Below are 25,142 nucleotides of genomic sequence, written 5' to 3' on the forward strand. Positions count from 1 at the left end.
GTGAACAGCATGGGATGTTGCGGAGTATTTTGTAACAATGAAGGGTCTGGCTATCTGGAAAACTACAATTCTGTAGCTCCATCCTGGTAAATTCTGTAAGGGATTCATGCTATCATAATTTAAGCCGCCAACCATAATATATGGTATAAGTGCCAGTAAAAACAAAGTCTGGTTCCAGACACAGAGATTTGATACACTGCCCCATCCTACAATAAAAAAAGAACTTGTATGTACCTCATTTTTGATACCGAGACCACTGGTTTACCCAGGAATTACAATGCACCCATGTCGGATTTGGAAAACTGGCCCCGCCTGGTCCAGTTGGCCTGGCAGCTTCACGATGAAAAAGGGGCACTGCTTTCCCAAAATAATTTTATCGTAAAACCTGATGGCTTCACCATCCCTTACAACACCGAGAAAATTCATGGTATTTCTACCCAAAGGGCACTTAAGGAAGGGCATGAGCTAAAAAATGTGCTGGAGGAATTTGAAAAAGACTTGCAAGGTTCTCAATACCTTGTGGGACACAATATTGGATTTGATATCAACATAGTAGGTGCCGAATTACTGCGAAGTAATCGTGCCATCTCGCCTTTGGAAAAAGGCTCGCTCGATACCAAAGATATTTCTACAGAATTCTGTGCTATACCCGGCGGTAAAGGCGGAAAGTACAAATGGCCTACCTTGCTGGAACTGCACACCAAACTTTTTGGAGAAGGATTTGGGGATGCCCATGATGCTGCCTATGATGTAGATGCGACAGCAAAATGCTTTTTTGGCCTGATCCAGAAAAGGGTGCAGGCGCCGGCAGCTGGTATAAGCCCTGAAGAGGTTGTCTATGAATCTCCCCAACTGGATGAAGCCAACTTCGCAGGTGCAAAAGATGAAAAAAAAGTAGCTGCAAAAGATATTCTGAGAGCAGCAGTGGAGGCGGATATCTCTGACCTGGCCGATACCACTTTTAGTCATTTACATGTTCATACCCAATTCTCCATCCTTCAAGCCACCTCCGAAATCCCTGTCATGATCCGAAGGGCCAAAGAACTGGGCATGCCGGCCCTGGCCATGACCGACCATGGCAACATGATGGGGGCATTTAATTTTGTAAAGGAGGCCTTTAATCAGGGCATCAAACCCATAATAGGTTGCGAATTCAATGTTTGCAGAGATCGGAATAATAAATCCAATAAAGATGATGGATTTCAAACTGTCCTGTTGGCCAAAAATAAAGCAGGCTACCACAACCTGGCCAAACTAGCCTCCTATGCCAATATTGAAGGTTTTTACTACCTGCCGAGAATAGACAAGGAACTGTTGGTTCAATATAAAGGGGACATCATTGCCACTACTGGAGGACTTTGGGGAGAGATTCCCTACCTGATCCTTAATGTGGGAGAAACACAGGCTGAAGAAGCCTTCGTCTGGTGGCTGGAACAGTTTGGAGAGGATTTTTATATAGAGCTTAACCGGCATGGAATACCTGAAGAGGAAAAAGTCAATGAGGTACTGTTACAATGGGCCAAGAAGTACAAAGTCAAATACTTTGCAGCCAACAATACCTATTACAATGCAAAAACCGATGCCAAGGCCCATGACATTTTGCTTTGTGTAAAAGATGGCGAGTTGGTCGCAAAACCAAAAAAATACATAGGAAAAAGAGGCCGGGAATTCAGGTATGGTTTCCCAAATGAGGAATTTTACCTCAAGAGTGCTGAGGAAATGAAAAAGCTTTTTGCAGACATTCCAGAAGCCATCAGCTGCACCGGTGAGATCATTGATAAAATTGAAGCTTTTAAATTGGAACGCGATGTTTTGCTGCCCAAATTTGACATCCCGCAGGAGTTCATTGATCCACAGGACGATATCGACGGAGGAAACAGGGGAGAGAATGCCTTCCTGAGACACCTGACCTATGCAGGTGCAGCAAAACGTTATGGCACCATTACTGAGGAAATTAAGGAAAGACTTGATTTCGAATTGGAGACCATAGAAAGGACCGGATATCCGGGTTATTTTCTGATTGTCCAGGATTTTACCAGGGCGGCCAGAGATATGGGGGTTTCGGTGGGGCCCGGACGGGGTTCCGCTGCTGGTTCAGCGGTAGCATTTTGCGTGGGAATCACCAATGTGGATCCCATTGCTTATGACTTACTTTTTGAGAGATTCCTGAATCCGGACAGGGTATCTCTACCTGATATTGATATTGATTTCGATGATGAAGGCCGTCAGCGGGTAATTGAATATGTCATCCAAAAGTATGGGGCCAACCAGGTAGCCCAAATCATCACTTATGGCACCATGGCCGCTAAATCTGCCATCAGAGATACAGCCAGGGTATTGAACCTGCCATTATCTGAGGCAGATCGCCTGGCCAAGCTGGTTCCGGACATCAAATTAAAAAACCTCTTTGAATTGGCCAATGACCGGGCAAAACTGGCAGCAAAATTAAAAAACAACAACGAAAACCTGGACAAAGCCCTGGAGCTTATCCGAATTTCAAAGGGAAATGATGACAGTTCAAAAACAGTCAACCAGGCCAAAGTATTGGAAGGATCCGTCAGAAACACCGGTATTCATGCCTGTGGTGTTATCATTACCCCAGATGATATTACCAATTTCGTCCCAGTAGCACTGGCCAAGGATTCTGATATGGTCTGTACCCAGTTTGACAACTCTGTGGTAGAAAGTGCCGGCCTTCTAAAAATGGATTTTTTAGGGTTGAAAACCTTAACCCTGATCAAAGACGCTGTCAGAATCATTAAGGAGCGGCACGGCATACTGCTGGATCCGGAAAACTTCCCCATTGATGATGAAAAGACCTATGAACTTTTTCAAAGAGGCGAAACAGTTGGGATTTTCCAGTATGAATCCGCTGGCATGCAAAAATACATGCGGGAACTTAAACCTACAGTTTTTGCGGATCTGATTGCCATGAATGCGCTTTACCGGCCCGGACCATTGGAGTACATTCCAAGCTTTATCAAAAGAAAGCATGGAACAGAGGAGATATCCTATGACCTGGAGGACATGAAGGAATACCTGGAAGAAACCTACGGTATTACGGTCTACCAGGAACAAGTGATGTTGCTCTCACAGAAATTGGCAGGTTTTACCAAAGGCGAAGCAGATGTATTGCGAAAGGCCATGGGTAAGAAGCAGAAAGACGTTTTGGATAAAATGAAGCCAAATTTTATCGACCAGGCCGTAAGTAGAGGCCACGATGCCAAAAAACTGGAAAAAATATGGAAAGACTGGGAAGCATTTGCTTCCTATGCCTTTAACAAATCGCATTCTACCTGCTATGCCTGGATTGCTTACCAGACTGCCTATCTGAAAGCCCACTATCCAGCGGAATATATGGCCTCTGTTTTGAGCAATAACATGAATGATATTACTCAGGTCACCTTTTTCATGGAAGAATGCAAAAGGATGGGCATACAGGTATTGGGACCTGATGTCAATGAATCCAAAAGTGACTTTACCGTAAATGTAGAAGGCCAGGTCAGATTTGGCATGGCAGCCATCAAAGGTGCGGGAAATGCCGCTGTTAACGCTATCATTGAGGAGCGTGAAAAAGAAGGTCTTTATAATAACATTTTTGATTTTACAAAGAGGGTAAACCTCAAAGCCGTCAACAAGAAGACCATGGAAGTACTAGCGATGGCAGGGGGCTTTGACTGTTTTACCGACTTTCACCGGAGACAATACCTGGAAGCCCCTGAAGGAGAAGCGAGTTTGCTGGAAAAAGCTGTAAAATATGCGCAAAAAGTATTGCAGGAAGAGGAAAGTGCACAAGTTTCGCTCTTTGGCGGGGGCGGGGGAACGGATATTCCAGTTCCGTCTATTTCAGACCTGGAACCCTTTAGCCAGTTGCAACAATTGAATATAGAAAAAGAAGTCGTGGGCCTTTACATCTCCGGTCACCCCCTGGACCAATTTAAAGTTGAAATCGAAGCCTTTACCAATGCTAAGTTACCTGAACTTGCCGACATTTCGTCTTTTAAGAACAAAGGTGAAATCAAATTGGCAGGTGCGGTAACCTCCTTTGCCCACAGGACCACCAAGAATGGAAAACCATTCGGTACCCTTACAATGGAGGATTACCATGGAGCCCATACCTTTTTCCTGTTTGGTGAAGATTATGTGAAATTCAAGGAATATTTTATGACCGGATGGTTTTTATTCCTTTCCGGAAGTGTCCATCCTAATAAATATAAACCCGGAGAGTACGAATTCAAGCTCAACCAAATATCCTTATTGAACGATATCCGGGGCAGAATGATCAAAGGGGTAAGGGTACATATTGATCTGGATGACCTGGGGTTAGAACTCATGGAAAAATTGGAGGCAATCACTCAAAAATACAAAGGGGAGGCAAAACTCTATATCAATGTCATCGATAGTAAGGAAAATATCACCCTAGACCTGATGTCTTCCAAATACCGGATAGACCCTTCCAACGATTTGATTCAGGCCCTGGAACAAATCCCTGAGGTAGCCTATAAAATCATTTAAACCCAATATGGAAAAAATTATAACAACATTCCGGAACTAATTGCGACAGAAACGGATTAGAATATATATTTTCAGAAAACCATAATTACAAGAAAATGGCTAAAGCAATTGAAATAACAGATACCAATTTTGATGAGATCATCAAATCAGAACAACCCGTATTGATGGATTTTTGGGCAGAATGGTGTGGACCATGTAAAATGATTGGACCAATTGTGGAAGAATTGGCAGCAGATTATGAGGGAAAGGCCACCATAACCAAGTTGGATGTAGATTCTAATCCTGATATCGCCTCTAAATTTGGTATTCGAAGCATCCCGACCCTGTTGATTTTCAAAGATGGTCAAGTGGTGGATAAAGTGATCGGAGCAGTGCCCAAGTCAGTACTTGCCGATAAGTTGGAGGCTCAGATTTAAAATTTAATTCCTGTTAGTATATTACAAAGGGCCTTTGATTAAGGGCCTTTTTTCTTCCTGTTTTTTTCTATTCCAACAATAGTCTTTCAAACTTTTCCTTTTCAAAATCAGCATAAAGAGGAAGCCTCAAAAGCCTGTTTTGGTATTTTTCTGCTTGGCTCAGGGGCTTACCTTTGTATTGATCCTGAAAATACGGGCTTTGGTGAAGGCACTGGTAGTGAAAAACCGATAAAATCCCTTTGCTTTTTAAATGATTGATCAAATCTCCTCTCTGAGCAGCATCAGTACAAAGCAGATAAAAAACATGATAATTATGCTGGGCATAATTTGGAACGATCGGTTTTTCCACATCAAAAGAACGAAATAATGAATGACAATTTTCAAAATACCAATTCCAGATCGCCCCTCGTTTTTTTTGACTATTATCCAATTGCTCCAATTGGGCCCAAAGCCAGGCTGCATTGATTTCGGAAGGGGCAAAAGCACTCCCTAAACTTACCCATTCATAGGCCTTGTGCATGCCTTGTTCAAAGGCACTTCTATTGGTCCCTCTATTCCAAACTTCCAAAGCCTTTTTGTGAAAAGAGGTATCATTCACAACCAACATACCTCCTTCCCCACAGCCGATGTTTTTTGTTTCATGAAAGGAAAAAGTGGCCATATGCCCCATACTTCCCAAAGGAATTTTTTTTTCATCCTCTCCCTGATAATAGGCATCTAAGGCAGCAGCAGCATCTTCTATCAAATAAATGTCATTTTCTTCGACCAATTTGCTGATCATCTCCATTTTGCAGGCCATGCCCCCATAATGCACAATAACCAGTGCCTTGGTCCTGGGGCTAATCAAATCTTGAAGTTTTGTTTCATCAATTACCGGATAATCCGGCCTGCTATCGGCAAAAACCAGTGTACAGCCCCTTAAGGCAAAGGCATTGGCAGTACTGACATAGGAATAACTGGGCAATATCACCTCATCCCCAGGTCCAAGCCCCATCAATATAGCGGCCATTTCAAGTGCCTGCGTACAGGAATGTGTCAAAAAGGTTTTCCCGAAGCCATATTTACTTTCAAAAAATTGCTGGCATTTTTCGGTATATTTTCCATTGCCCGATAACTTTCCATCCTTCATGGCATCCTGAATGTAGCTCCATTCATTTCCGGTAAAAAAAGGACGGTTAAACGGGATACTGTACATATCAATGAATATCTGAAGAAGGGTCAGGTTTGCCGGAAGGCTTTTTAATCCTGGCTTCCGGATGGTAATAATTCAGGTGTGAAACACCCCCTGATACGATAAATTTCATGATCTCGGTACTGTTCACATTTTTAAGGCGCTTAATATTGCTTCTCGGGACCAGGTAAAGGTTACCGCTGAAATTGTAAGAATGGGGGAAGTATACGGCTACCAGATCTTCCAAATCCAAAACCGATAAATCATCCTGGGTCATGAATCCCAGTCGGGACATATTTTCGGATAGCTTCACCACTATAGGGGTGTTAAATTTCTTTTTATCACCAACAAAAGCAGACATCAAATCCTTGATACTGGTATAAAGAATATTTACCAATGGAATCCTGAATACAAGTTTCTCCAATTGCTCAAAAATAGATTTGGTAATAAAAATACTGGTCAGGTACCCTACCAGGGTGATGAAAACCAACATCACCAAAATACCCAAACCTGGAATATTCACAGGGATAATATTATCCAAAAACCTTACGGTCAAAATGATAATATATGCCGTAAGAAAAAACGGCACCACAAAGAGCAAACCTCTTAGGAAATAGCCAAGAATTCTTTTTGATGTGAAATCAGACATTGCTGTAATGGGTTAAAATGTAAATATAAACACAAAAAAAACCCTGTTCAACAATGATTGTGAACAGGGTTTTATTCTTATTCAGAGTGAATATAAACCGAGTAATTACAAATCAATACCCATAAAGGACATGAAGGCAACTCCCATTAGCCCTGTTATGAGCATGGTGATTCCCAATCCTTTTAGCCCATTGGGCACATTTGAGTACTTTAATTTTTCCCTAATGGCAGCAAGAGCAACTATGGCCAGAAAAAACCCTGTACCTGAACCGAACCCATACACCGCTGATTCAGCCAGGGTATAATCCCTTTGAGCCATGAATAGCGAACCACCGAGGATCGCACAGTTAACAGCGATCAAAGGAAGAAATATACCCAGAGCACCATAAAGTGCCGGAGCAAATTTTTCAACCACCATTTCTACCAACTGAACCATGGCCGCAATAATGGCAATAAACATGATAAACCTGAGAAAGGTAAGATCTATGGTAGCAAAAGAAGCTCCTAAAAAGGACAATGCTCCTTCTTTTAGAATAAATTCATTCAATAGCCAGTTGAGGGGCACGGTAATGGTCAATACAAAGATAACCGCTGCGCCAAGCCCAAGAGCAGTACTTACTTTTTTGGATACTGCCAAAAAGGAACACATGCCAAGAAAGTAGGCAAATACCATGTTGTCAATAAATATTGACCGTATAGCTAAATTAAATAATTCCATTTTATCCCTTTATTAATGTTCTACATATCCTGTTTTGGTGCGTTGCACCCAAATCAGTAATCCCAAAATAATAAATGCTCCTACTGGAGAAACCATCAGCCCATTGGTAGCAAGCTGAAAATCCTCTCCAAACAAACTGGAGATGCCATCAAAAATGGGTATACCGAAAAGAGATCCAGAACCCCACAATTCCCGGAAAAAGGCAACCGTAAGGATAATCCATGAGTAACCCAAAGCACTTCCGAAACCATCTAATATGGAATCATAAGGTTTATTTCCCAATGCATAGGCTTCCAGTCTACCCATTACAATGCAATTGGTGATTATCAATCCAACAAAAACGGACAACTCCTTGTACATGTCATAGGCGAACGCCTTCAGTACTTCATTAACAAGGGTTACCAGGGAGGCAACCACCGCCAATTGTACAATGATCCTGACCCTGGTGGGTATTTTATTCCTTAGCAGAGAAATGGATAGGTTGGCCATCACCATTACAAAGATCACCGACAAGGCCATCACCAGGGTCGGTTGCATTTGTGTGGTAACTGCGAGTGCGGAGCAGATTCCCAAAACCTGAATGGTAATTGGGTTATCGTCTACCAAAGGATCCGTGATCAGCTTTTTTCTTCTTTTTGAGAAAAGGGCTTCAGTATCTTTTACCGCTGCTTCTTTTTCAGCTGTTTCTGTACTCATATCATTTTTCTATTGAGAATTTTCAAATTAATTGAACGCCATTTTTGGGGAACCTTCTTTTTTCTTTTCCATGTAGCCCTTATAATGCTCCAGGTAGTTTTTCAACATTTTATTTACCCCGTCAGCAGTGATGGTGGCCCCGGAAAGGCCATCCACTTTATGGGGTTCACCGGAATAGTCTTTTCCTTCGCCCTTCTGCATTACCACGGAAACCAGTTCTCCATTTTCATTGTAAATTGATTTTTCTTTGTAGCGTTGTTGCACTTCAGAAGAAGTAATTCTGGCACCAAGTCCCGGGGTTTCACCTGCATGAGAGAAGGTGATACCTTCGATAGTTGCCATGTCCGTTTGCAAAGCAAGGTAACCCCAAATATTGTCCCAAAGTCCACTTCCATATACCGGGAAAATAAAAGCATTCGCTGCATCTTCCTCCCCCTCTTCGTGAAAAATAAATACAGGATACAATCTTTCCTCTGGGGCTTTTTTATAATTTTTCGCCACATCAATGGTTTCTGCGGTCACCTGAACGCCATCCTGTTCTTCTATTTCTTCGCCTTCTATGTTCACCACTTTGGAAGAAATTCTGTTTTGGTAGAATTCATTTATTTCCTCGGCTTTCATTGCCGAAATTTCCTCAGCGGGCATTACTGCTCCCAAAATTTGTTTTTTGGTGTCCAGTTCTTCAGCCTTTTTCTGAATAGGCTTCAGTACTTCTGAAGTGCCAGAAAGCAATAACCCCAAAACAACTGTAAGGATTACTGAAAATGTAATGATGTATGCGTTAGACTGTTGCACGTTGTAACCTCCTTTTCTTATTTGCTTTTACTACATAATGATCAATCAATGGGGCAAATACATTCATAAACAGCACTGCCAACATGATTCCTTCGGGATATGCCGGATTGGTCACCCGGATAATGATAGTCAATACCCCAATCAAAAGACCGTAAACCCATTTTCCGGATTCGGTTTGGGCTGCTGATACGGGGTCAGTCGCCATAAAAACGATACCAAAAGCTATACCGCCCATTACCAGATGATAATGCGCTGGCATGGCCATGAATTCATTTACTGCCAGTAGTTGCATGACCGCTGCCATGATATAAGCACCTCCAAACGCACTTATCATAATTTTCCAGCTTGCAACGCCTGTAAAGAGCAAAATAGCAGCTCCCAACAATACCATGAGGGTAGAGGTCTCTCCAATAGATCCTGGAATAAACCCAAGAAACATGTTTGAAAAACTAAACATACCTTCCATTACTGCGGAATTGTGACTCCCCAAATTGGAAACAGCATTTACTCCTTCTTGTCCGGACTGGTAGGCAACAGCCAAGGCGGTAGCCCCGGAAAATCCGTCAATCGGTGCTTTATCCCCTAAATAGGTCCAGACCTGATCACCGGAAATCTGCGCCGGATAGGCAAAATATAAAAATGCCCTTGCCGTCATGGCTACATTAAGGATATTCATTCCCGTTCCACCAAAAACCTCCTTGGCGATGACAACCGCAAAAACCGTTGCCAATGCAACTTGCCACAATGGGGTAGTGGCAGGTACAACCAAGGGGATAAGCATTCCGGTAACAAGGAAGCCTTCATTGATCGGATGCTTTCTAATAACCGCAAAAGTAGCTTCTACCAAGCCTCCTGCCGCATAAGAAACGATAACGATCGGCAAAACCAGGGTCAAACCCAAAATAAATTTATCCCCAAAACTGGCCTCTTCACCCACTGCCAGGAAATGCATGTGGCCCGTATTATAAATACCAAACAAAAGACAAGGTATCATGGCAATCACCACGGTGATCATCATTCTCTTTAAGTCAATGGCATCCTTTACCTGCGCACCTCTGGGACCTGTGGTATGCTTGGGTGAAAACAAAAATGTCTCACCTGCCTCGTACAAGTAATAAAGGTTTTCCAATTTTCCTCCCTTTTGAAATAAGGGTTTCTGTTTATCCAACAGATTGCGTAAAAACTCCATATTGTCTAACTGTATTGAATAAGTTCTATACCTTTCCTAACTATTTCCTGGACAGGGTGTTTTGAAACATCCACAAATTCACAAAGGGCCAGATCTTCTTCAACCACTTCATAAATACCCAACTCCTCCATTTCATCAAAATCTTCAGCCATGATGGCCTTTAACAAATATACCGGATAAATGTCCATTGGAGTAACACTTTCGAATACACCAGTCTGGACAAATGCCCTTTCTTCACCCCTGGCATTGGAATCCAAGGCATATTCCTTTTTAGGGAATAGAAAAGAAAGCAACCCAAGTGCTTTATGGTAACTCAGTTTTTCGGCAGTAGGTTTCATCCAACCCAGAAACTCATAATAATCCCCTTCAGGAATAATGGTTATCTGATGCTGATAAAAACCAACATACCCGTCCCGGTTAATTTTTTCTCCGGTTAGTACATTGCCGGAAATCACCCTGACCTTTTCTGTCTTTGTATTCCCTGCAACAAAACTATCCACACAGCTTCCAGTATAGGTCTGTGCATAAAGTGGTGATTTGGTTTCCGAACCTGTAATGGCAATGAGCTTGGAAGCATCATAAATTCCATTGGCGAATAATTTACCTATCTGTACCACACCGTAAGGATTGATGGTCCATACTACTTCACCTTTGTTGATCGGAGAAATGTGGTGGATATGTACGCCAACATTCCCTGAAGGATGAGGACCCGAAAAATGGTTGATTTCGGTTCCCTTAATATTGGACAGCTCTTCTGATTTATGATCGGCGGATAAACCCAGGTTGACTTTTCCCTTGGTTAGCTTTTGCAGCACATTGATGCCCAACTGGAAATAGTTAGACTGGCCCTTAAGCAAAAAATCATAGTCAGGTGCCAGGGGATGGGTATCAAATCCAGAGATAAAAATGGCTTTCGGCTCCTCCTCAGGATTGGCTACGATGCCGTAGGGGCGCTGAATTAGTTGGGGCCATACACCAGTGACAGCCAGATGATCTACAATCTTTTCCCGGCTAGCTGCCTGAATGTCGGCTTCGGTAAATTTTTCGAAACTTTCAAAATCGATCTCGGTATCAGCAAGAATTTTGATTTCAAGCAGTTTCCTTTTTTCTCCACGTTTGATTTCAACAATTTCTCCGGATACAGGTGCAACGTATTGCACTTTTTCCATTTTCTTGTCAAATAATATGGGGGTGCCTGCCTTCACCGAATCACCTTCCTTTACAAGGACCTTTGGTCTTTGCATTCCGATGAAATCTGTAGGCTTGATGGCAAAGGTTTTGACAGGTGGGAAGTTGCCAATTTTTTTCTCGGCTTTCCCTACCAGGCGAATATCAAACCCTTTCTTAAGCTTGATTTGTTTTGACATATTTGATTTTTGAAACTATATGGTCCTATGAAAAACGCCTCAAATCTAATAAATTACATTAGTTTTAAGAAGCTAAATCTGCGATTATTTGCCAAATTATCATCAAAAGCCTTTGGTAGAGCCTTGATTTTATTATCCTGCTTCTATGGGGTTTTCATCCATGGAAAGAAGGTATTCTTTTACCTGTTCCATCAACCACATGGGAGTGGAAGTGGCACCGCATATTCCAACACTATCTTCGGGGCGTACCCAGTCCGGATTTATATCCTGCTCATTTTCGACAAAATAGCTTCTAGGATTCACTCCTTTGCATACCTGAAACAAAGCTTTTCCATTTGAACTTTTCTTGCCGGAAACAAAAAAGATGACGTCTTTTTCTTCGGAAAATTTCAATAATTGAGGCTCCCTGTTTGAAACTTGCCTGCATATAGAATCGTTGGCGTTGAAATCCATCTCTTCCAGGCTCCCCTTTTCTGATCTAATCCTTTCTTCAATCTTTTCCTTTAGTTCATAAAACCCTCTGGTACTCTTGGTTGTCTGGCTGAACAGGGTAACCGGCCTGGAAAAATCAATTTGATCCAGGTCTTTATCCTCCATTACAATAATGGCTTTCTCCAGTGTCTGTCCTGTAAGACCAATTACTTCGGCATGCCCTTTTTTACCGTAAATCACAATTTGGCCCTCCTGTTTTTCCATTTTATCAAAGGCAGTCTTTACCCTGTGCTGCAGTTTCAAAACTACCGGACAGGAGGCATCAATCAACTCAATATTGTTCTTTATCGCTGTACGATAAGTTTCAGGAGGCTCACCGTGGGCACGGATCAATACCTTGCAATCACGCAGGCACTGCAAATCTTCCCGGTCAATCACCACCAAACCCTTATCACTTAACCTCCTCACCTCCATGTCATTATGGACGATATCCCCAAGACAATAGAGCTTTTGATTATCAGCCATTTCATCTTCAGCCATTTTAATGGCATATTCCACACCAAAACAATATCCCGAATTCTTATCTATTGTAACTTCCATAAATTCAATTCATTCTCTCTTTAGCCAATTCTATTATCCTGGAAACCTGCTCTTCAAAATCCAGATAACTGGTATCCAATTCTATTGCATCGTCCGCTTTAACTAGCGGACTTATAGCCCTTGTAGTATCTATGGCATCTCTGTTTTCAAGATTTTCTTTTACTTTATCCAAACTAAGCATTTCTCCCTTTTCCAAAAGCTCTTTTTGCCTTCGGGCTGCTCTTATGCCTGTATCCGCTCTCATAAATACTTTTAATTCGGCTTTTGGAAATACAACTGTACCAATATCCCTGCCATCCATCACAATTCCCTTCTTTTTTCCCAGTTTCCTTTGTTTTTCAACCATGGCTCTTCTGACTTCTTCTAATTTACTGATTTCACTAACCCTGGAAGACACCTGCATTCCTCTGATTTCGGCTTCTACATTAACACCGTTAAGGTAAACTTGTTGGACTCCGCTTGAAGCATCCTGATGAAATGAGATATCAAGTTCTTGCAAACCCTTGCTTACATCTTTTGGAATATCCGGGTTAATGTAATTTTCTATAAAAAACAAAGTAACCGCCCTATACATGGCACCTGAATCCAGATAGGTATATCCTAAAGCCCTGGCTACTGCTTTGGCCGTGGTACTCTTTCCACACCCGGAATAACCGTCAATGGCAATAATTATTCTCTTCATCAAAAAAATGAGTTGTTAACTGCTTTCCTTTTCAAATGCAAATATAGTATATTTATGACTATTCTGGGCAGCAGACCTGTTTTGTATTGGTATTTATACGACTCAGGTAAAGGAAACAGCAGCATAAGCATTATTTTAACTTTTCACAATAGAATGACGACAGCTTTCAGTGTAACAGGACATTTTGTAGATATTCAGAACCAAGACATTTATCCCGCTGAAATACAAGTAAGCGGCAAAAAAATCAAAGCCATAAAGAGAATTGCTGACGCTCCCGAACAATACCTGCTTCCGGGCTTTGTAGATGCTCATGTGCATATTGAATCTTCATTACTTGTTCCTTCGGAGTTTGCCAGATTGGCAGTTTTGCATGGCACCGTAGCCGCTGTCTCTGACCCCCACGAAATTGCCAATGTCTGTGGCATGGATGGAATAAGTTTTATGATTGACAATGGCAATGATACGCCGTTTAAATTTTTTTTTGGTGCACCTTCCTGCGTTCCTGCCACACCTTTTGAAACCGCAGGTGCAGCTATCAGCCCAGACGAAATTGATCAACTGTTCCGGGAGAAAAACCTGCTTTATCTGGCAGAAATGATGAACTGGCCGGGAGTGCTCTCAGGGGATGCTTTGGTGAAAGAAAAAATAAAGCTGGCAATAAAATATGGAAAACCCGTCGACGGTCATGCACCAGGCCTAATGGGGGAAAATGCGGCAAAATATGCGGCAGCAGGGATATCCACTGACCATGAATGTTTTACGATAGAAGAAGCGAGAGACAAAATCAGCTATGGCATGAAAGTAGCCATCCGCGAAGGCAGTGCGGCAAAAAATTTTGATGCCTTGATTGACTTAATGGATGAAACCCCTAAACAATTGATGTTTTGCTCAGATGACAAACATCCCGACAGCTTATTGGATGGCCATATCAATCAACTTGTGGCCAGGGCAGTGGCATTGGGAAAGGACATGTTTGACGTGCTGAGGGCTGCCTGCATCACACCAGTAGCACATTATGGATTAGATGTAGGCTTGTGTAGGGATGGTGATCCGGCCGATTTTATTGTGGTAGACAACCTGGTTGATTTTATTCCCAGGCAAACCTACATCAATGGGCAAATGGTCGCCAATAATGGGATATCCGAAATTTTAAGTGTAAGCTGCATTCCCATCAACCATTTCAAGGCAAAGCCCCTTTCAGGGAATGTCTTTGATTTAATTAAAGAAGAAGGCCCGGCAAAAATCATACAGGTACTCGACCGGCAGCTGATTACAAAAACCATTGAGGCAGAAGTGAGTGCTAAGGGAGGAAAAGTGATCTCAGATCCAGAAAAAGATATTTTAAAAATTGCCGTGATCAACCGGTATGCCATTAACAGTAAGCCTCAGGTAGCATTGGTGAAAGGTTTTGGGTTAAAAGAAGGCGCCATCGCTTCCTCCGTAGCCCACGATTCCCATAATATCATTGTTGTGGGCTGTACCGATGAAGCCATGATACAAGCAGCTAACCTTATCATTACCCATCAGGGAGGATTATCCGCAGTTACAAATGAAAAGGAAAGTGTGCTACCCTTGCCTGTAGCAGGCCTGATGAGCCATCAGGATGCTTTTAAAGTAGCGGAACAATACACCCTGTTGGATAAAATGGCCAAAACCTTGGGATCTTCACTTCAATCTCCATTCATGTCGTTAAGTTTTATGGCATTATTGGTCATCCCTCAGATTAAAATAAGCGATCAGGGTCTTTTTGATGGCGAAATGTTTGAATTTATTTCCGTTTTCGAAAAAAAGAAGGAAGCGTAGAAACCTAACCTTAAAGGTGGAAAGTGAATTTTTGGAAAAACATAAAGACATACGCTAAGCATTTGTTCTACTGGGAAAAGAACCCGGTCATGGAGAAACAAATATTCAATGCCACGCTGGTTATTGTTTTTTTCTTCATGATTGCCATGGCTTTTTTCAATCTGATTATTGGAAATTTTGTTTTAATCGGGCTGACGCTATTCGTGATTGCAGGACTTTTGGTTTGCTTTAACCTGCTAAGAAAAAAAAATAAATACAAATTGGCCTATTATATTTTCGGGCTGTCCATTTATCCTATTTTGGCAATTAGCTTTTTTTATAATGATGGTATTCAGGGTCCCATTTTTTACATTTTTCTTCTTTCCCACCTTGTCATTCTCAGTGTATCCACTCATGGTGGCTATGTTTTCTGGACCCTGGTCAATGGAACTTTCTTTTTTATCCTTTATTATATAGGTGTATTTCATGAAGTGTGGATACCAAAGATGTATAACAGCAAGGATATTATTTTTGTGGACCACACGCTCACTTATGCTGCCTGCCTGGCAGGAATCACTTTTTTGGTGCTGACATTAAAAAAATTTTACCGGGTTCAGAAAAACAAGGTAAAAGAAAAAACCAATGAATTGATGCAGCTGAACCGAAGTTTAAGTAAGACCAGTGCCCAAAAAGATAAAATCATCACCATTATTTCACATGACCTAAAAAACCCACTTCAATCCATCATGCAGACCATGGAGCTGATGAAAAACGGAGATCTGCCTCCCGAAGAGGTTGCGTTTCTTCACGAAGAATTGTCAAAAATAACCAGCAGGACCTATAATATGATGGAAAATATCCTGGATTGGTCTTCATTCGAACTAAAAAACAAAACCGTAAGGGTCAAGGAAATCAAATTAAAAGCTCTGATTGAAGATACAACAGAGATTTTTAAAGTAATGGCCAAGCAAAAACAAATAGCGCTTCTCCTGGAGTACAAAAAAAACCCTTTGGTTAAAATTGAAACGGACCGACTACTGCTTATTTACAGGAACCTTGTGCAAAATGCCATTAAATTTACACCGATAGGGGGTAAAGTAAAGGTTGAAATAAATGCCAAAGGCAAATCAGTGAGCATTTCCATTCAGGATGATGGAGTAGGTATTTCTGAAGAACGCCAGAAAAAGATATTTGATCAGGACATCAAATCCACTTATGGAACAGAGCAGGAAAAAGGTACTGGAATGGGATTACACCTTTGCTTTCAGAATGCACACAGGCTAGGAGGTAAAATAGACGTAAAAAGTGTGGAAGGGAATGGTTCAGTTTTTATTTTGACTTTTCCTGACGGGTTGGCTTAATATAATAGGTCTTTTACCCTGGGTCGGGTATAAGCTTTCTCTGCGGAGGGGAAAGGCTACAGGAAGATTCCCAGGGGCTATTTCCGCTTTAAAAGGAATTTCCGGATTTAGATCTCCATGCAAAAGCCAGCATGGGGAGTTGGGCATAACTCTTTACCCCTGCTTTAATCCCCTGAGATTTCAGGTACAAATCGTTAGATTTCCGGCTTAATTCAAGAAAATAAGGCCTGATTTTCAGATTGGCTTTTTGGATTTCCACTATATCCGATTTAATGGCAATGGGAATATTTTCTGTAAACTGACTGTACGATTCCCGGTCCATTCTATGCAAATCGTTCAACTGGTACCTGAAAAGTTTGAGTTCTCCTGCATATTTCAGAAAAGGGTCACTGCTTTCAGCACAAACCAGCCAGGCGATGAAGTTGGCTTCTCCCTCATCTGTTATCCCAAAACCATGAGCCAATTCATGGGCAAGTGTAAAGCTTTTTTCCAATGGATGTAAGGAAGGATCAAGATAGCCTTCACCTGTAAAAGGGAAATAAATACCGAAAATACCCATTCTTCTCATCATTCCTGAAGGAAAAAACTGTTTCACCGTCGGCAGTCCCCGCCAGGAATAGCCCATATCTGACAAAATGATTTTCATTTCTCTTCTAAGCAATTCCCTGTGATCCTTAAAATCCCAAAAATTGACAATGGTATCGGTATCCTGTTGAATGAGTCCTCTAAGGTGAAACAGACCTGCCTGGGTAGCTTCCATTTCCTGTAGCAACAATTCCGTGTTCAATGGTGCTGGCTGCAAGGATAAATGCTGGTAAAGCGGGATCCTGTAATAATTATAGCCCCAGAGAAAAAGGAAAAAAAATACGATCCAACCGGAAAAGTTTATCAAGCTCCTGAAGCAAAAATACAATCTCGACCTGAAACCCTTGATTTCTTTGATTAATCCTTTTAAAAAAAACCATCCCAGCCAGAGCAGCCCTGCTAGCAGCAGGTAAAATGCTGGAATAGGAAGAAGCGTAATGGAATAATCAAGTATTCCCCTAATGGCAGGATAAAGGCCCCTGGCATACCATACTTCCGTGAAGCCGGGGTAGTTTTCCGAAACAATTCTTATAAGGACTGAAAATAGCCCCAAAATCCCTCCAATCCACCTTCCAAGGACCATTGATCTGCTAATGAAAAGCTAAAACTACACTCCTTCGGCTTCCACACCTTTAACCTCTTCCAACATTCCGGTGAGTAAGTTTTCAATTCCTGCTTTTAAGGTAATGGTACTTGATGGGCAGCCTGAACAAGCGCCCTGCAGCAACACCTTAACGATACCATCCTGAAAACTATGAAAGACAATGGCGCCACCATCTTGTTCCACGGCAGGTCGAATGTATTCATCCAGGATGCCTTTGATTTTTTTTACCGTTTCGCTATCATTTTCATCGAAAAGTGGATCTTGCTCAAATTGAGTTGTTACAGGCTGCTTCCCGGAAGATAAAAACTCCTTGATATGATTTCGGATATGATCTTGAATGGTTTCCCATGGTATATCGGCTTTTTTTGTTACAGTAACGAAATTGGAGGCGATAAATACCCTTTCTACAGCTGCAAAATTGAATAGCTCTTTGGCCAAAGGTGCATTCTCTGCACTTTTTTCATCCGGGAAATCAAAACTCACCCCATCATCTGCCAACATGAAATTGGCAACAAACTTTAAAGAATTGGGATTGGGGTTGGCTTCCATGTAAAGATGAACCGGCTTTTTCTCTGCTTCTAACATTGATCACAATATTTAAGTACGCTATATTTTTCTACCACTGAAACGCCAGGGAATCAATGATGGTTCGGAAAAGGTATATTTCCCCCGATTATTGATTTTCAGGATGCCGTCAATGGGTTTGCTTTGCGCACCAGACCTTCTGGCAATTCCCCCTCAGTAGAGGCGACCACGGTGCATACCATTGCATCTCCTGTTACATTTACAATTGTCCTGAACATATCCAAAATACGATCAGGGGCGAGTATCAAAGCAATCCCTGCTGCTGGTACGCCTATGGACTCCAAAACAATAATCAGCATGATTATTCCCGCGCCAGGTACCCCTGCCGTTCCAATTGAGGCAAGTGTAGCGGTCATCACGATCAACAACTGCTGACTTAAAGTCAAGTCCATTCCCAGGGCCTGGGCAATAAATACTGCTGCCACTCCCTGATAGAGGCTTGTGCCGTCCATATTAATGGTAGCACCCAGAGGCAAGACAAAACTACTTACCTCTTCAGAAACACCAATCTCCTCTTCTACCTGCTTCATGGTAACAGGAAGAGTGGCAGAACTGGAGCTGGTCGTGAATGCAAGTAATTGCGCTGGTCTGATGGCTTTGAAAAAATCCAGGTACTTGACTTTAGTGAAAAGTTTCAGGATCATGGGGTAAATGAATAGAATCATAAAAAACAGGCCTCCCAAAACTACCAGGCTGTACTTTAGCAACGCTAGGAGTAATTCCAGGGCAGAATCCGGATTATCACCCGTTATTTCTACTATGAGGGAAGCCATCAGGGCAAAAACACCATATGGTGCAAGTATCATGATGAACCCGACAATCTTGATTATGACATCATTCAACCCTTCAAAAAAAGCAATTACAGGTTCTGCCTTACTCTTGGGAATCTGAATCAGTGCAATGCCGACAATAATGGCAAAAAAAACGACCTGCAGCATGCTGGCATTATCTGTAGCTGCCAGGAAAACATTTTCAGGCACCATGTCCACCAAAGGCTGCAAGGGACTTTGTTGCTTTAATTCTTCGGCTTGAAGGGATTTACTATCCGCAGTTTCATCATACAAACTCATCAGGTTGTCCCTGGTATCTGTAGGCAAACTTTTACCCGGATTGAAAATATTTACGATCACTAAACCTATGGTCACGGAAAGAGCGGTGGTAAAAATATAAGTAAGAATGGTTTTCCCACCGATACGGCTGAGTTTGGTGATGTCACCTAAGTTAGAGACCCCTACAATCAGGGACGCCAGTACCAGCGGTACAGCTATCATTTTCAGTCCGTTAATGAAAATGGTCCCTACAGGTTTGATATAATTTAAGGTAAAATCCGGCGAAATTCCCAATTTGACTACTCCCAGGCCTACCATTAGTCCCAGGACCAGGCCGATGATAATTTGGGTGTGAAGGGGTATTCTTTTTTTCATGTGTGATTAGTGGTTGTGGTGGTTATATTTTGCTGGAACGATTCAACAGGATAAAATCTGCTAGTACCAAAGCGCACATGGCTTCGACGATGGGCACTGCCCTTGGCACCACACAGGGGTCGTGGCGGCCTTTGCCAGTGACGGTAGTAGCTTCTCCCTCGGAATTGATGCTTTCCTGATCCTGCATGATGGTGGCAACAGGCTTAAAAGCTACCCGAAAATAAATATCTTCTCCATTGGAAATACCGCCCTGGATACCGCCGGAATGGTTCGTTTTTGTTTTTATTTTGCCTTCTTCTTTGTAAAAAACATCGTTATGCTCTGATCCCTTCATGCTCACCCCTTCAAAACCACTTCCATATTCAAATCCCTTAACCGCGTTGATACTAAGCATGGCATGACCTAATACAGCATGTAAACGATCAAAAACCGGTTCACCCAATGCTGCAGGTACCCCCTGAGCCACACAGCTAACCACACCACCGATGGTATCCCGGTTTTTTCGGGTCTCATCTATCAAGGCAATCATCTGCTCGGCCGTGGTTGAATCAGGACAGCGAACCATGTTGGATTCAATTTGGCCAAAATCCAATTCAGCATAGGGCTTTTCAAGGCGAATGTGACCTGCCTGGCTTACGTAAGCATTGATGGTAATGCCATATTGGGCAAGCATTAATTTTGCAACAGCCCCGGCAGCCACCCTTGCGGCAGTTTCCCTGGCACTACTCCTCCCGCCCCCACGGTAATCCCGAACTCCATATTTTTCATGGTAAGTAAAATCTGCATGAGAGGGACGGAATTTATCCGCAATATGCGAATAATCCTTGCTTTTTTGATCGGTATTGTAGATGACTATAGCTATTGGCGTACCTGTACTTTGGCCCTCAAACACACCGGAAAGGATTTCAAATTCATCTTCTTCCTTTCGCTGGGTGGTAATTTTTGATTGTCCGGGCTTCCTGCGTTGAAGCTCCTTTCTGATAAATTCTTCCGATATGGCTATTCCTGCCGGACAACCATCTATGATGACGCCAAGCCCCTTACCATGAGATTCACCAAAGGTGGTGATAGTGAAAACATTACCAAATGTATTGCGCATGAACTAATTTTTCTTTATAATCAAAAATCCCAATAAAATCAGTGCCATGAAGAGCAAAACATTTATCAGGATGGAAAAATAATATTTAAATCCCTGGTTTAAAAGCTTATTGTCCTCAACTTCTATCAGATCATACAATCCTCCCAAACGTGAAGAAGAGATGGCCTGATTTATCCTGCTCTCCCCAGTGACATTGACTACCGCCTTTGGTTGCAAGGTGTCGTATTGGGCCAAATCCGGATTAAAATAAATCCATTCAAAATGATCTTTCAAAGCCACCCTTTCCTGTTCATTTAATGTCATAAAATAACTGAACTCTTTCATACCTGTCACTTTTCCCCTTCCCCTGTTGATCTGCACTTGTTCATTTGGATCAAAAGTGTTGAGTTTTTGTCCTCTTTTTACAACCGGTGGGCGAATGGAACTGATATTCCCCTCACCCAAAATGGTAAAATCATAGGTAAATCCTTCTCCGGTCCGTGCCTCAAGTTCTTCAAAACTTTCCCTCAGTCGGTAGTTGCCTACACTCACCTCATTTTTCAGGGGGTGTGGGGGGAGCGGTTTGACCTTTATGGATTTGGGCTGTGAGTAGAAGGTTTTAAAATCCTGAAGGCGGTTACTTCCAAAAAAACTTGGGTTTTTTGCCAATCTGTATTTGATCATTTCCCAGCCCACCTGAGGAAAATCAACGGTTCCAGAATTAAAGGGAAAAAAACTTGCTTCGTAAACCTTATATTTGGTCCATATTTTTCCTCCAAATTCCACTTTCTCCGGTTGAATACTGGTGATGTTAAAATTCTCTTCCCAGGCATTTCCCGGTTTGATCTCATTGATAATCCGCTCAAGCTGTTTTCCAGGCTCATGAAAATTGAAAGGAGCCTGATTGGCTTCAGACATATAAAAAGCAAGACTTACATTAAACCCTTCTCCGACAAAGACTTCCTCTTTGTCTACCGAAAGGGAAAAGAACGCATCATCCTCCACCTCTACATACTCTGGCTCTTCGGCATCCCTTCTCCCAAAAAGATCATCCAAAGGGTCTAAGGCACGGTTGTTTCTGGTACTGGCCCGTGCATCTATTACAGAGATGGTCTTTCCGGGAGTCGATACAGCTTCCCCATTTACAGAAAGTGTAAAGTCAGGCACCGTGAATTGGCCCTTTCTCAAGGGTTTATAATATTGGATGATACTATTGGTACTGCTCATTTGGCCATTGATGATATTCATGGATGAGCTTTGGGAAACTCCCTGCTTCTGAAATCCTGGAATATCGGGTAACTGATCATAAGACCGTATTTTTTCCCCGGAGACCGTTACTTTTATGGTAAAAGTTTCATTCAATGCAACTTCACTTTCTCCCAATTCAATTTTGATATCCTGAGCCATCGCCTGACTGGAAAAAAGGCCCAGGAGAAATACGAAAAGAAAATGCTTCGTCGTTAAACACATATAAGATGATTGTATTATCTTTAAATATAACTGCAAATAAACAAGTATATTTTATACGTAACAAATCAAATCTATTACCGTATGGAGTAATAATAGTATTCTTTTTCCTAAAACTAACTTAAAATAACATGACCCATGATGGAATATGTTAAAACTATTTTATTGAAGGTAAGTTTTGACAGCAAACTCTTTGAAAAGGAGTTACGCAAGGGACTGAACCTTCTGGTTCCCGCAGAACTGGAAGAGTTCAGGGTTTGGTGTTATAAGACATTTTCCAAATTATACGAGCCCATTTTGAACAAATACTTTATCAAACTGGCCGGTTAAACCATCTATCTTATGCCCCGGAAAACTGGGGCATTTTTTTGCCCGATACTATCCTTCATTACGCCCCCGGCTTCATTTTTTCTGATGTTTTGTACAGAATTTTAGTTACTTTTAACGTAATAAAGAAAAAAGACATGGAAAAGAAAAAATCAGGATTTGAAGAGATTGAAAAAATGCTTCAGGAAATCGGTAGCAAAATCGAAGTACTGATCGAAAAAGGCACAAAGGCAACCGGAGAAGCCAGCGAAGAGATCGAGAAGAAAATTAAGGAACTGCGCAAGAACAAAGAAAAGCTCGAAAAAGAACTCCATGAAAAAAAGGCAAAGTTCGAAGAAAAATACAAAAGCAATAGAGGAAATGCGAAACCTTTCCTTGAAGAATCATTCTTTCATCTTAAACAAAGCGTCCGTTCTTTAATTAATGCCATCAATGAGCTATTGAAATAATCCGCAAAGTGAAGCTCCGGGAAACCAATTTTCACTTAATTATTTAAAATCTGTATAGATTTCTTTTAAACCCTGAAATTTTTGATGTAAGACCCGAGGCATAAATTTTTTTATTGGATCTGGCAGTAGGCGATTAATCCAAACAGAAAAGTTCACGGGGTTTGGAAGTTAGCATTGGTTAAACACTCAAGATTTGTACATTCGCCACCTGTTATTTTTCCACCTGATCCAATCCATGTTGCCACTAAGGAATAAAATCATGTGCGGGCTGACCGCAAAAATTGAATTATCCGAAATACCATCGTAATTTTGCCTTATGAATCACCTATCCGTAGAAAATTTGAGTAAGTCCTTTGGGGAGCGCGTGCTTTTTTCCAGGATTTCTTTTGGCATAGATCAGGGACAAAAAACAGCCCTTGTTGGCATTAATGGTGCCGGAAAATCAACTTTGATGAAAATTATCATGGGTGAAGAGATCCCTGACGAAGGGCAAGTGGTGATCAACCTGGAAGCCAGGATAGCCTATGTGCACCAAAACCCTGTTTTTTCAGGAGAAAAAAGTATCTATCAAACCATTTTTGACGATCCGGACAATGAAACCATACAAGTAATTCAGGCCTATCAAAAGGCCCTATTGCAGGCAGAAAAAGACGGAAACAATGATAAGCTGCAGCCTCTGTTCGAAAAAATGGACCAGCTGCAGGCATGGGATTTTGAATACCAGATCAATGAAGTATTGGGTAAATTAGGCCTCCATGATACCGGCATTCAGGTATCAGCACTCAGCGGAGGGCAAAGAAAACGCGTGGCACTGGCCAAAGCAATATTAAATTTTCCCGACCTTTTGTTATTGGATGAGCCTACCAATCACCTGGACCTGGAAACTATCGAATGGCTGGAGGAATATCTTTCAAAAGCCAACCTTTCCCTGCTAATGGTTACTCACGACCGATATTTTCTGGATAAAGTAACCAATCAAATTCTGGAATTGGAGCAAGGAAACCTTTATCGGTACGCAGGAAATTACGGATACTTTCTGGAAAAAAAAGCTGATAGGAAAGCTGCTCAGGCCACCGAACAGGAAAAGGCCAAAAGTCTTTACAAAAAAGAGCTTGATTGGATCAGGAGGCAACCAAAAGCCCGGGGTACCAAAGCCAAATACAGGGTTGACGCATTTGAGGAAACCAAAGAAAAAGCTTTCAATAAATCGGAGGAGCGGGATATCAGTCTGGAAGTTACTGCCCAACGCCTGGGCAAAAAGATCGTAGAAATCGAAAAAATCCACAAATCCTACGGCGATTTGAATTTGATAAATGATTTTAGTTATGTTTTCAAAAAAGGTGATAAAATTGGCATCATAGGCCCCAATGGAGCAGGGAAAACCACCTTCCTCAACATGCTCACTGGAATGATATCCCCGGATAAAGGCACGGTCACCATCGGTCAAACCACCGCTTTTGGCTATTACAGGCAAGAGGAGGATAGTTTCGATGAAACCAAGCGCTTGATTGATATTGTCAAGGAGGTGGCAGAAGTGGTTACAGTAGCGGGTGGCAGTACCATTACCGTCAGCCAATTTCTCAATCAATTTGGGTTTCCACCCAAGCAGCAACATACCCCTGTTTCAAAATTAAGTGGGGGGGAAAGAAGGAGACTCCAACTCCTTATGGTCCTGGTAAAAAGTCCAAATTTCCTGATCCTCGATGAACCTACCAATGACCTGGATATTGTCACCCTGAATACCCTGGAAGATTTTTTGGATAATTTCCCGGGTTGCCTGGTCATCGTTTCTCACGACAGGTATTTTATGGACAGACTGGTGGAGCACCTGTTTGTATTTGACGGTGAGGGGAAAATCAGTGACTTTCCCGGAAATTATACAGACTACCGTGAAAATTTAAAACGCATAAAACCCAATCCCCCAAAAAAAACAGAGGAAAAAAAATCCGGCAATAGCAAGGATCAGGACAAAAACACCAATAAAGCCAGTTTCAAAGACAAGAAAGAGTTTGAAACCATTTCTCAGGACCTGGAAAACCTGGCAAGAAAAAAGGAGTCCTACATCAACAAAATCAATGAGGGAACAGAAAACCACCAGACCCTGATAGAATGGTCTATGGAAATAGAAAGCATTGAAAAAAAGACCGCAGACCTGGAAATGCGCTGGCTTGAGCTTAGCGAATTGGATGGCATCTCTTGATATCCATCTGCCTGATGACTAATTAAAAGTCATTGTCTTCTCCAGCTGAAT

The 25,142-nt window shown here is 41.9% G+C and carries 21 protein-coding genes; 7 read left to right on the plus strand and 14 right to left on the minus strand.

Features of this window, described 5'->3' with window-relative positions; translation table 11 throughout:
- The first annotated feature begins 228 nt into the window (after nucleotides 1–228).
- A complete protein-coding gene (dnaE, locus tag G9Q97_RS19950; RefSeq protein ID WP_166150129.1) occupies nucleotides 229–4,515 on the plus strand; it encodes a DNA polymerase III subunit alpha in 4,287 nt (1,428 codons plus the stop codon).
- A 65-nt stretch (nucleotides 4,516–4,580) separates the two neighbouring features.
- A complete protein-coding gene (gene trxA, locus G9Q97_RS19955; protein ID WP_291369299.1) occupies nucleotides 4,581–4,931 on the plus strand; it encodes a thioredoxin in 351 nt (116 codons plus the stop codon).
- Between the two features lie 67 nt (nucleotides 4,932–4,998).
- Here the strand turns inward: trxA and rffA are convergent, their stop codons facing one another.
- The 9 genes from rffA to cmk all read right to left on the minus strand — a co-directional run bounded on the left by rffA (nucleotide 4,999) and on the right by cmk (nucleotide 13,229).
- On the minus strand, nucleotides 4,999–6,126 hold the full coding sequence (rffA, locus tag G9Q97_RS19960) for a dTDP-4-amino-4,6-dideoxygalactose transaminase (RefSeq protein WP_166150133.1): 1,128 nt from the start codon (nucleotides 6,124–6,126) through the stop codon (nucleotides 4,999–5,001).
- A gap of 1 nt (nucleotide 6,127) precedes the next feature.
- Nucleotides 6,128–6,751 (minus strand): DUF502 domain-containing protein, encoded by a 624-nt coding sequence (locus G9Q97_RS19965; RefSeq protein ID WP_166150135.1) that lies wholly within the window; start codon nucleotides 6,749–6,751, stop codon nucleotides 6,128–6,130.
- Nucleotides 6,752–6,856: 105 nt separating this feature from the next.
- Nucleotides 6,857–7,468 (minus strand): NADH:ubiquinone reductase (Na(+)-transporting) subunit E, encoded by a 612-nt coding sequence (nqrE, locus tag G9Q97_RS19970; RefSeq protein WP_166150137.1) that lies wholly within the window; start codon nucleotides 7,466–7,468, stop codon nucleotides 6,857–6,859.
- A gap of 12 nt (nucleotides 7,469–7,480) precedes the next feature.
- Complete coding sequence (locus G9Q97_RS19975) at nucleotides 7,481–8,164, minus strand: NADH:ubiquinone reductase (Na(+)-transporting) subunit D (RefSeq protein ID WP_166150139.1); 684 nt, start codon at nucleotides 8,162–8,164, stop codon at nucleotides 7,481–7,483.
- A gap of 27 nt (nucleotides 8,165–8,191) precedes the next feature.
- Nucleotides 8,192–8,959, minus strand: coding sequence for an NADH:ubiquinone reductase (Na(+)-transporting) subunit C (gene nqrC / locus G9Q97_RS19980; protein ID WP_166150141.1), 768 nt, complete (start codon nucleotides 8,957–8,959; stop codon nucleotides 8,192–8,194).
- A complete protein-coding gene (locus G9Q97_RS19985; RefSeq protein WP_166150143.1) occupies nucleotides 8,946–10,148 on the minus strand; it encodes an NADH:ubiquinone reductase (Na(+)-transporting) subunit B in 1,203 nt (400 codons plus the stop codon). Before G9Q97_RS19985 ends, nqrC begins: the two co-directional genes overlap by 14 nt.
- A 5-nt stretch (nucleotides 10,149–10,153) precedes the next feature.
- On the minus strand, nucleotides 10,154–11,515 hold the full coding sequence (locus tag G9Q97_RS19990; RefSeq protein ID WP_166150145.1) for a Na(+)-translocating NADH-quinone reductase subunit A: 1,362 nt from the start codon (nucleotides 11,513–11,515) through the stop codon (nucleotides 10,154–10,156).
- A gap of 132 nt (nucleotides 11,516–11,647) precedes the next feature.
- Nucleotides 11,648–12,547 (minus strand): 4-hydroxy-3-methylbut-2-enyl diphosphate reductase, encoded by a 900-nt coding sequence (locus tag G9Q97_RS19995; protein ID WP_166150147.1) that lies wholly within the window; start codon nucleotides 12,545–12,547, stop codon nucleotides 11,648–11,650.
- Between the two features lie 4 nt (nucleotides 12,548–12,551).
- On the minus strand, nucleotides 12,552–13,229 hold the full coding sequence (cmk, locus tag G9Q97_RS20000; RefSeq protein WP_166150149.1) for a (d)CMP kinase: 678 nt from the start codon (nucleotides 13,227–13,229) through the stop codon (nucleotides 12,552–12,554).
- Nucleotides 13,230–13,382: 153 nt separating this feature from the next.
- On the opposite strand from cmk, the gene ade reads away from it, so the two are divergent.
- Together ade and G9Q97_RS20010 are read left to right on the plus strand one after the other, a co-directional pair.
- Complete coding sequence (ade, locus tag G9Q97_RS20005) at nucleotides 13,383–15,032, plus strand: adenine deaminase (RefSeq protein WP_166150151.1); 1,650 nt, start codon at nucleotides 13,383–13,385, stop codon at nucleotides 15,030–15,032.
- A gap of 89 nt (nucleotides 15,033–15,121) precedes the next feature.
- Nucleotides 15,122–16,372 carry a sensor histidine kinase gene (locus G9Q97_RS20010; protein WP_166150153.1) on the plus strand — a complete coding sequence of 417 codons (1,251 nt, stop codon included), beginning with the start codon at nucleotides 15,122–15,124 and terminating at the stop codon, nucleotides 16,370–16,372.
- An 88-nt stretch (nucleotides 16,373–16,460) separates the two neighbouring features.
- On the opposite strand, the gene G9Q97_RS20015 is transcribed toward G9Q97_RS20010, so the two are convergent.
- From G9Q97_RS20015 to G9Q97_RS20035, 5 genes are all read right to left on the minus strand, one after another.
- Nucleotides 16,461–17,540 carry a DUF3810 domain-containing protein gene (locus tag G9Q97_RS20015; RefSeq protein WP_166150155.1) on the minus strand — a complete coding sequence of 360 codons (1,080 nt, stop codon included), beginning with the start codon at nucleotides 17,538–17,540 and terminating at the stop codon, nucleotides 16,461–16,463.
- Between the two features lie 24 nt (nucleotides 17,541–17,564).
- Nucleotides 17,565–18,146 carry a NifU family protein gene (locus G9Q97_RS20020; protein WP_166150157.1) on the minus strand — a complete coding sequence of 194 codons (582 nt, stop codon included), beginning with the start codon at nucleotides 18,144–18,146 and terminating at the stop codon, nucleotides 17,565–17,567.
- A 98-nt stretch (nucleotides 18,147–18,244) separates the two neighbouring features.
- Complete coding sequence (locus tag G9Q97_RS20025; RefSeq protein WP_166150159.1) at nucleotides 18,245–19,570, minus strand: dicarboxylate/amino acid:cation symporter; 1,326 nt, start codon at nucleotides 19,568–19,570, stop codon at nucleotides 18,245–18,247.
- Nucleotides 19,571–19,592: 22 nt separating this feature from the next.
- Complete coding sequence (aroC, locus tag G9Q97_RS20030; protein WP_166150161.1) at nucleotides 19,593–20,669, minus strand: chorismate synthase; 1,077 nt, start codon at nucleotides 20,667–20,669, stop codon at nucleotides 19,593–19,595.
- A 3-nt stretch (nucleotides 20,670–20,672) separates the two neighbouring features.
- Nucleotides 20,673–22,118 (minus strand): BatD family protein, encoded by a 1,446-nt coding sequence (locus tag G9Q97_RS20035; RefSeq protein WP_166150163.1) that lies wholly within the window; start codon nucleotides 22,116–22,118, stop codon nucleotides 20,673–20,675.
- Nucleotides 22,119–22,253: 135 nt separating this feature from the next.
- Here G9Q97_RS20035 and G9Q97_RS20040 point away from each other — a divergent pair, with 135 nt between their 5' ends.
- The 3 genes from G9Q97_RS20040 (at nucleotide 22,254) to G9Q97_RS20050 (ending at nucleotide 25,091) form a co-directional block, all read left to right on the plus strand.
- On the plus strand, nucleotides 22,254–22,445 hold the full coding sequence (locus G9Q97_RS20040) for a hypothetical protein (RefSeq protein ID WP_166150165.1): 192 nt from the start codon (nucleotides 22,254–22,256) through the stop codon (nucleotides 22,443–22,445).
- A gap of 134 nt (nucleotides 22,446–22,579) precedes the next feature.
- Nucleotides 22,580–22,891 (plus strand): hypothetical protein, encoded by a 312-nt coding sequence (locus G9Q97_RS20045; protein ID WP_166150167.1) that lies wholly within the window; start codon nucleotides 22,580–22,582, stop codon nucleotides 22,889–22,891.
- A 316-nt stretch (nucleotides 22,892–23,207) separates the two neighbouring features.
- Nucleotides 23,208–25,091 carry an ABC-F family ATP-binding cassette domain-containing protein gene (locus G9Q97_RS20050; RefSeq protein ID WP_166150169.1) on the plus strand — a complete coding sequence of 628 codons (1,884 nt, stop codon included), beginning with the start codon at nucleotides 23,208–23,210 and terminating at the stop codon, nucleotides 25,089–25,091.
- Nucleotides 25,092–25,142 lie beyond the last annotated feature (51 nt).

The organism is Cyclobacterium plantarum (genome assembly GCF_011290685.1).
Taxonomy (GTDB): domain Bacteria; phylum Bacteroidota; class Bacteroidia; order Cytophagales; family Cyclobacteriaceae; genus Cyclobacterium; species Cyclobacterium plantarum.

Excerpts from the sequence above, each read along its gene's own strand:
- dnaE (WP_166150129.1), top strand. The coding sequence starts at position 229 with ATGTACCTCATTTTTGATACCGAGACCACTGGTTTACCCAGGAATTAC.
- rffA (WP_166150133.1), bottom strand. The coding sequence starts at position 6,126 with ATGTACAGTATCCCGTTTAACCGTCCTTTTTTTACCGGAAATGAATGG.
- G9Q97_RS19965 (WP_166150135.1), bottom strand. The coding sequence starts at position 6,751 with ATGTCTGATTTCACATCAAAAAGAATTCTTGGCTATTTCCTAAGAGGT.
- nqrE (WP_166150137.1), bottom strand. The coding sequence starts at position 7,468 with ATGGAATTATTTAATTTAGCTATACGGTCAATATTTATTGACAACATG.
- G9Q97_RS19975 (WP_166150139.1), bottom strand. The coding sequence starts at position 8,164 with ATGAGTACAGAAACAGCTGAAAAAGAAGCAGCGGTAAAAGATACTGAA.
- G9Q97_RS19985 (WP_166150143.1), bottom strand. The coding sequence starts at position 10,148 with ATGGAGTTTTTACGCAATCTGTTGGATAAACAGAAACCCTTATTTCAA.
- G9Q97_RS19990 (WP_166150145.1), bottom strand. The coding sequence starts at position 11,515 with ATGTCAAAACAAATCAAGCTTAAGAAAGGGTTTGATATTCGCCTGGTA.
- G9Q97_RS19995 (WP_166150147.1), bottom strand. The coding sequence starts at position 12,547 with ATGGAAGTTACAATAGATAAGAATTCGGGATATTGTTTTGGTGTGGAA.
- cmk (WP_166150149.1), bottom strand. The coding sequence starts at position 13,229 with ATGAAGAGAATAATTATTGCCATTGACGGTTATTCCGGGTGTGGAAAG.
- ade (WP_166150151.1), top strand. The coding sequence starts at position 13,383 with ATGACGACAGCTTTCAGTGTAACAGGACATTTTGTAGATATTCAGAAC.
- G9Q97_RS20010 (WP_166150153.1), top strand. The coding sequence starts at position 15,122 with ATGGAGAAACAAATATTCAATGCCACGCTGGTTATTGTTTTTTTCTTC.
- G9Q97_RS20015 (WP_166150155.1), bottom strand. The coding sequence starts at position 17,540 with ATGGTCCTTGGAAGGTGGATTGGAGGGATTTTGGGGCTATTTTCAGTC.
- G9Q97_RS20020 (WP_166150157.1), bottom strand. The coding sequence starts at position 18,146 with ATGTTAGAAGCAGAGAAAAAGCCGGTTCATCTTTACATGGAAGCCAAC.
- G9Q97_RS20025 (WP_166150159.1), bottom strand. The coding sequence starts at position 19,570 with ATGAAAAAAAGAATACCCCTTCACACCCAAATTATCATCGGCCTGGTC.
- aroC (WP_166150161.1), bottom strand. The coding sequence starts at position 20,669 with ATGCGCAATACATTTGGTAATGTTTTCACTATCACCACCTTTGGTGAA.
- G9Q97_RS20035 (WP_166150163.1), bottom strand. The coding sequence starts at position 22,118 with ATGTGTTTAACGACGAAGCATTTTCTTTTCGTATTTCTCCTGGGCCTT.
- G9Q97_RS20040 (WP_166150165.1), top strand. The coding sequence starts at position 22,254 with ATGATGGAATATGTTAAAACTATTTTATTGAAGGTAAGTTTTGACAGC.
- G9Q97_RS20045 (WP_166150167.1), top strand. The coding sequence starts at position 22,580 with ATGGAAAAGAAAAAATCAGGATTTGAAGAGATTGAAAAAATGCTTCAG.
- G9Q97_RS20050 (WP_166150169.1), top strand. The coding sequence starts at position 23,208 with ATGAATCACCTATCCGTAGAAAATTTGAGTAAGTCCTTTGGGGAGCGC.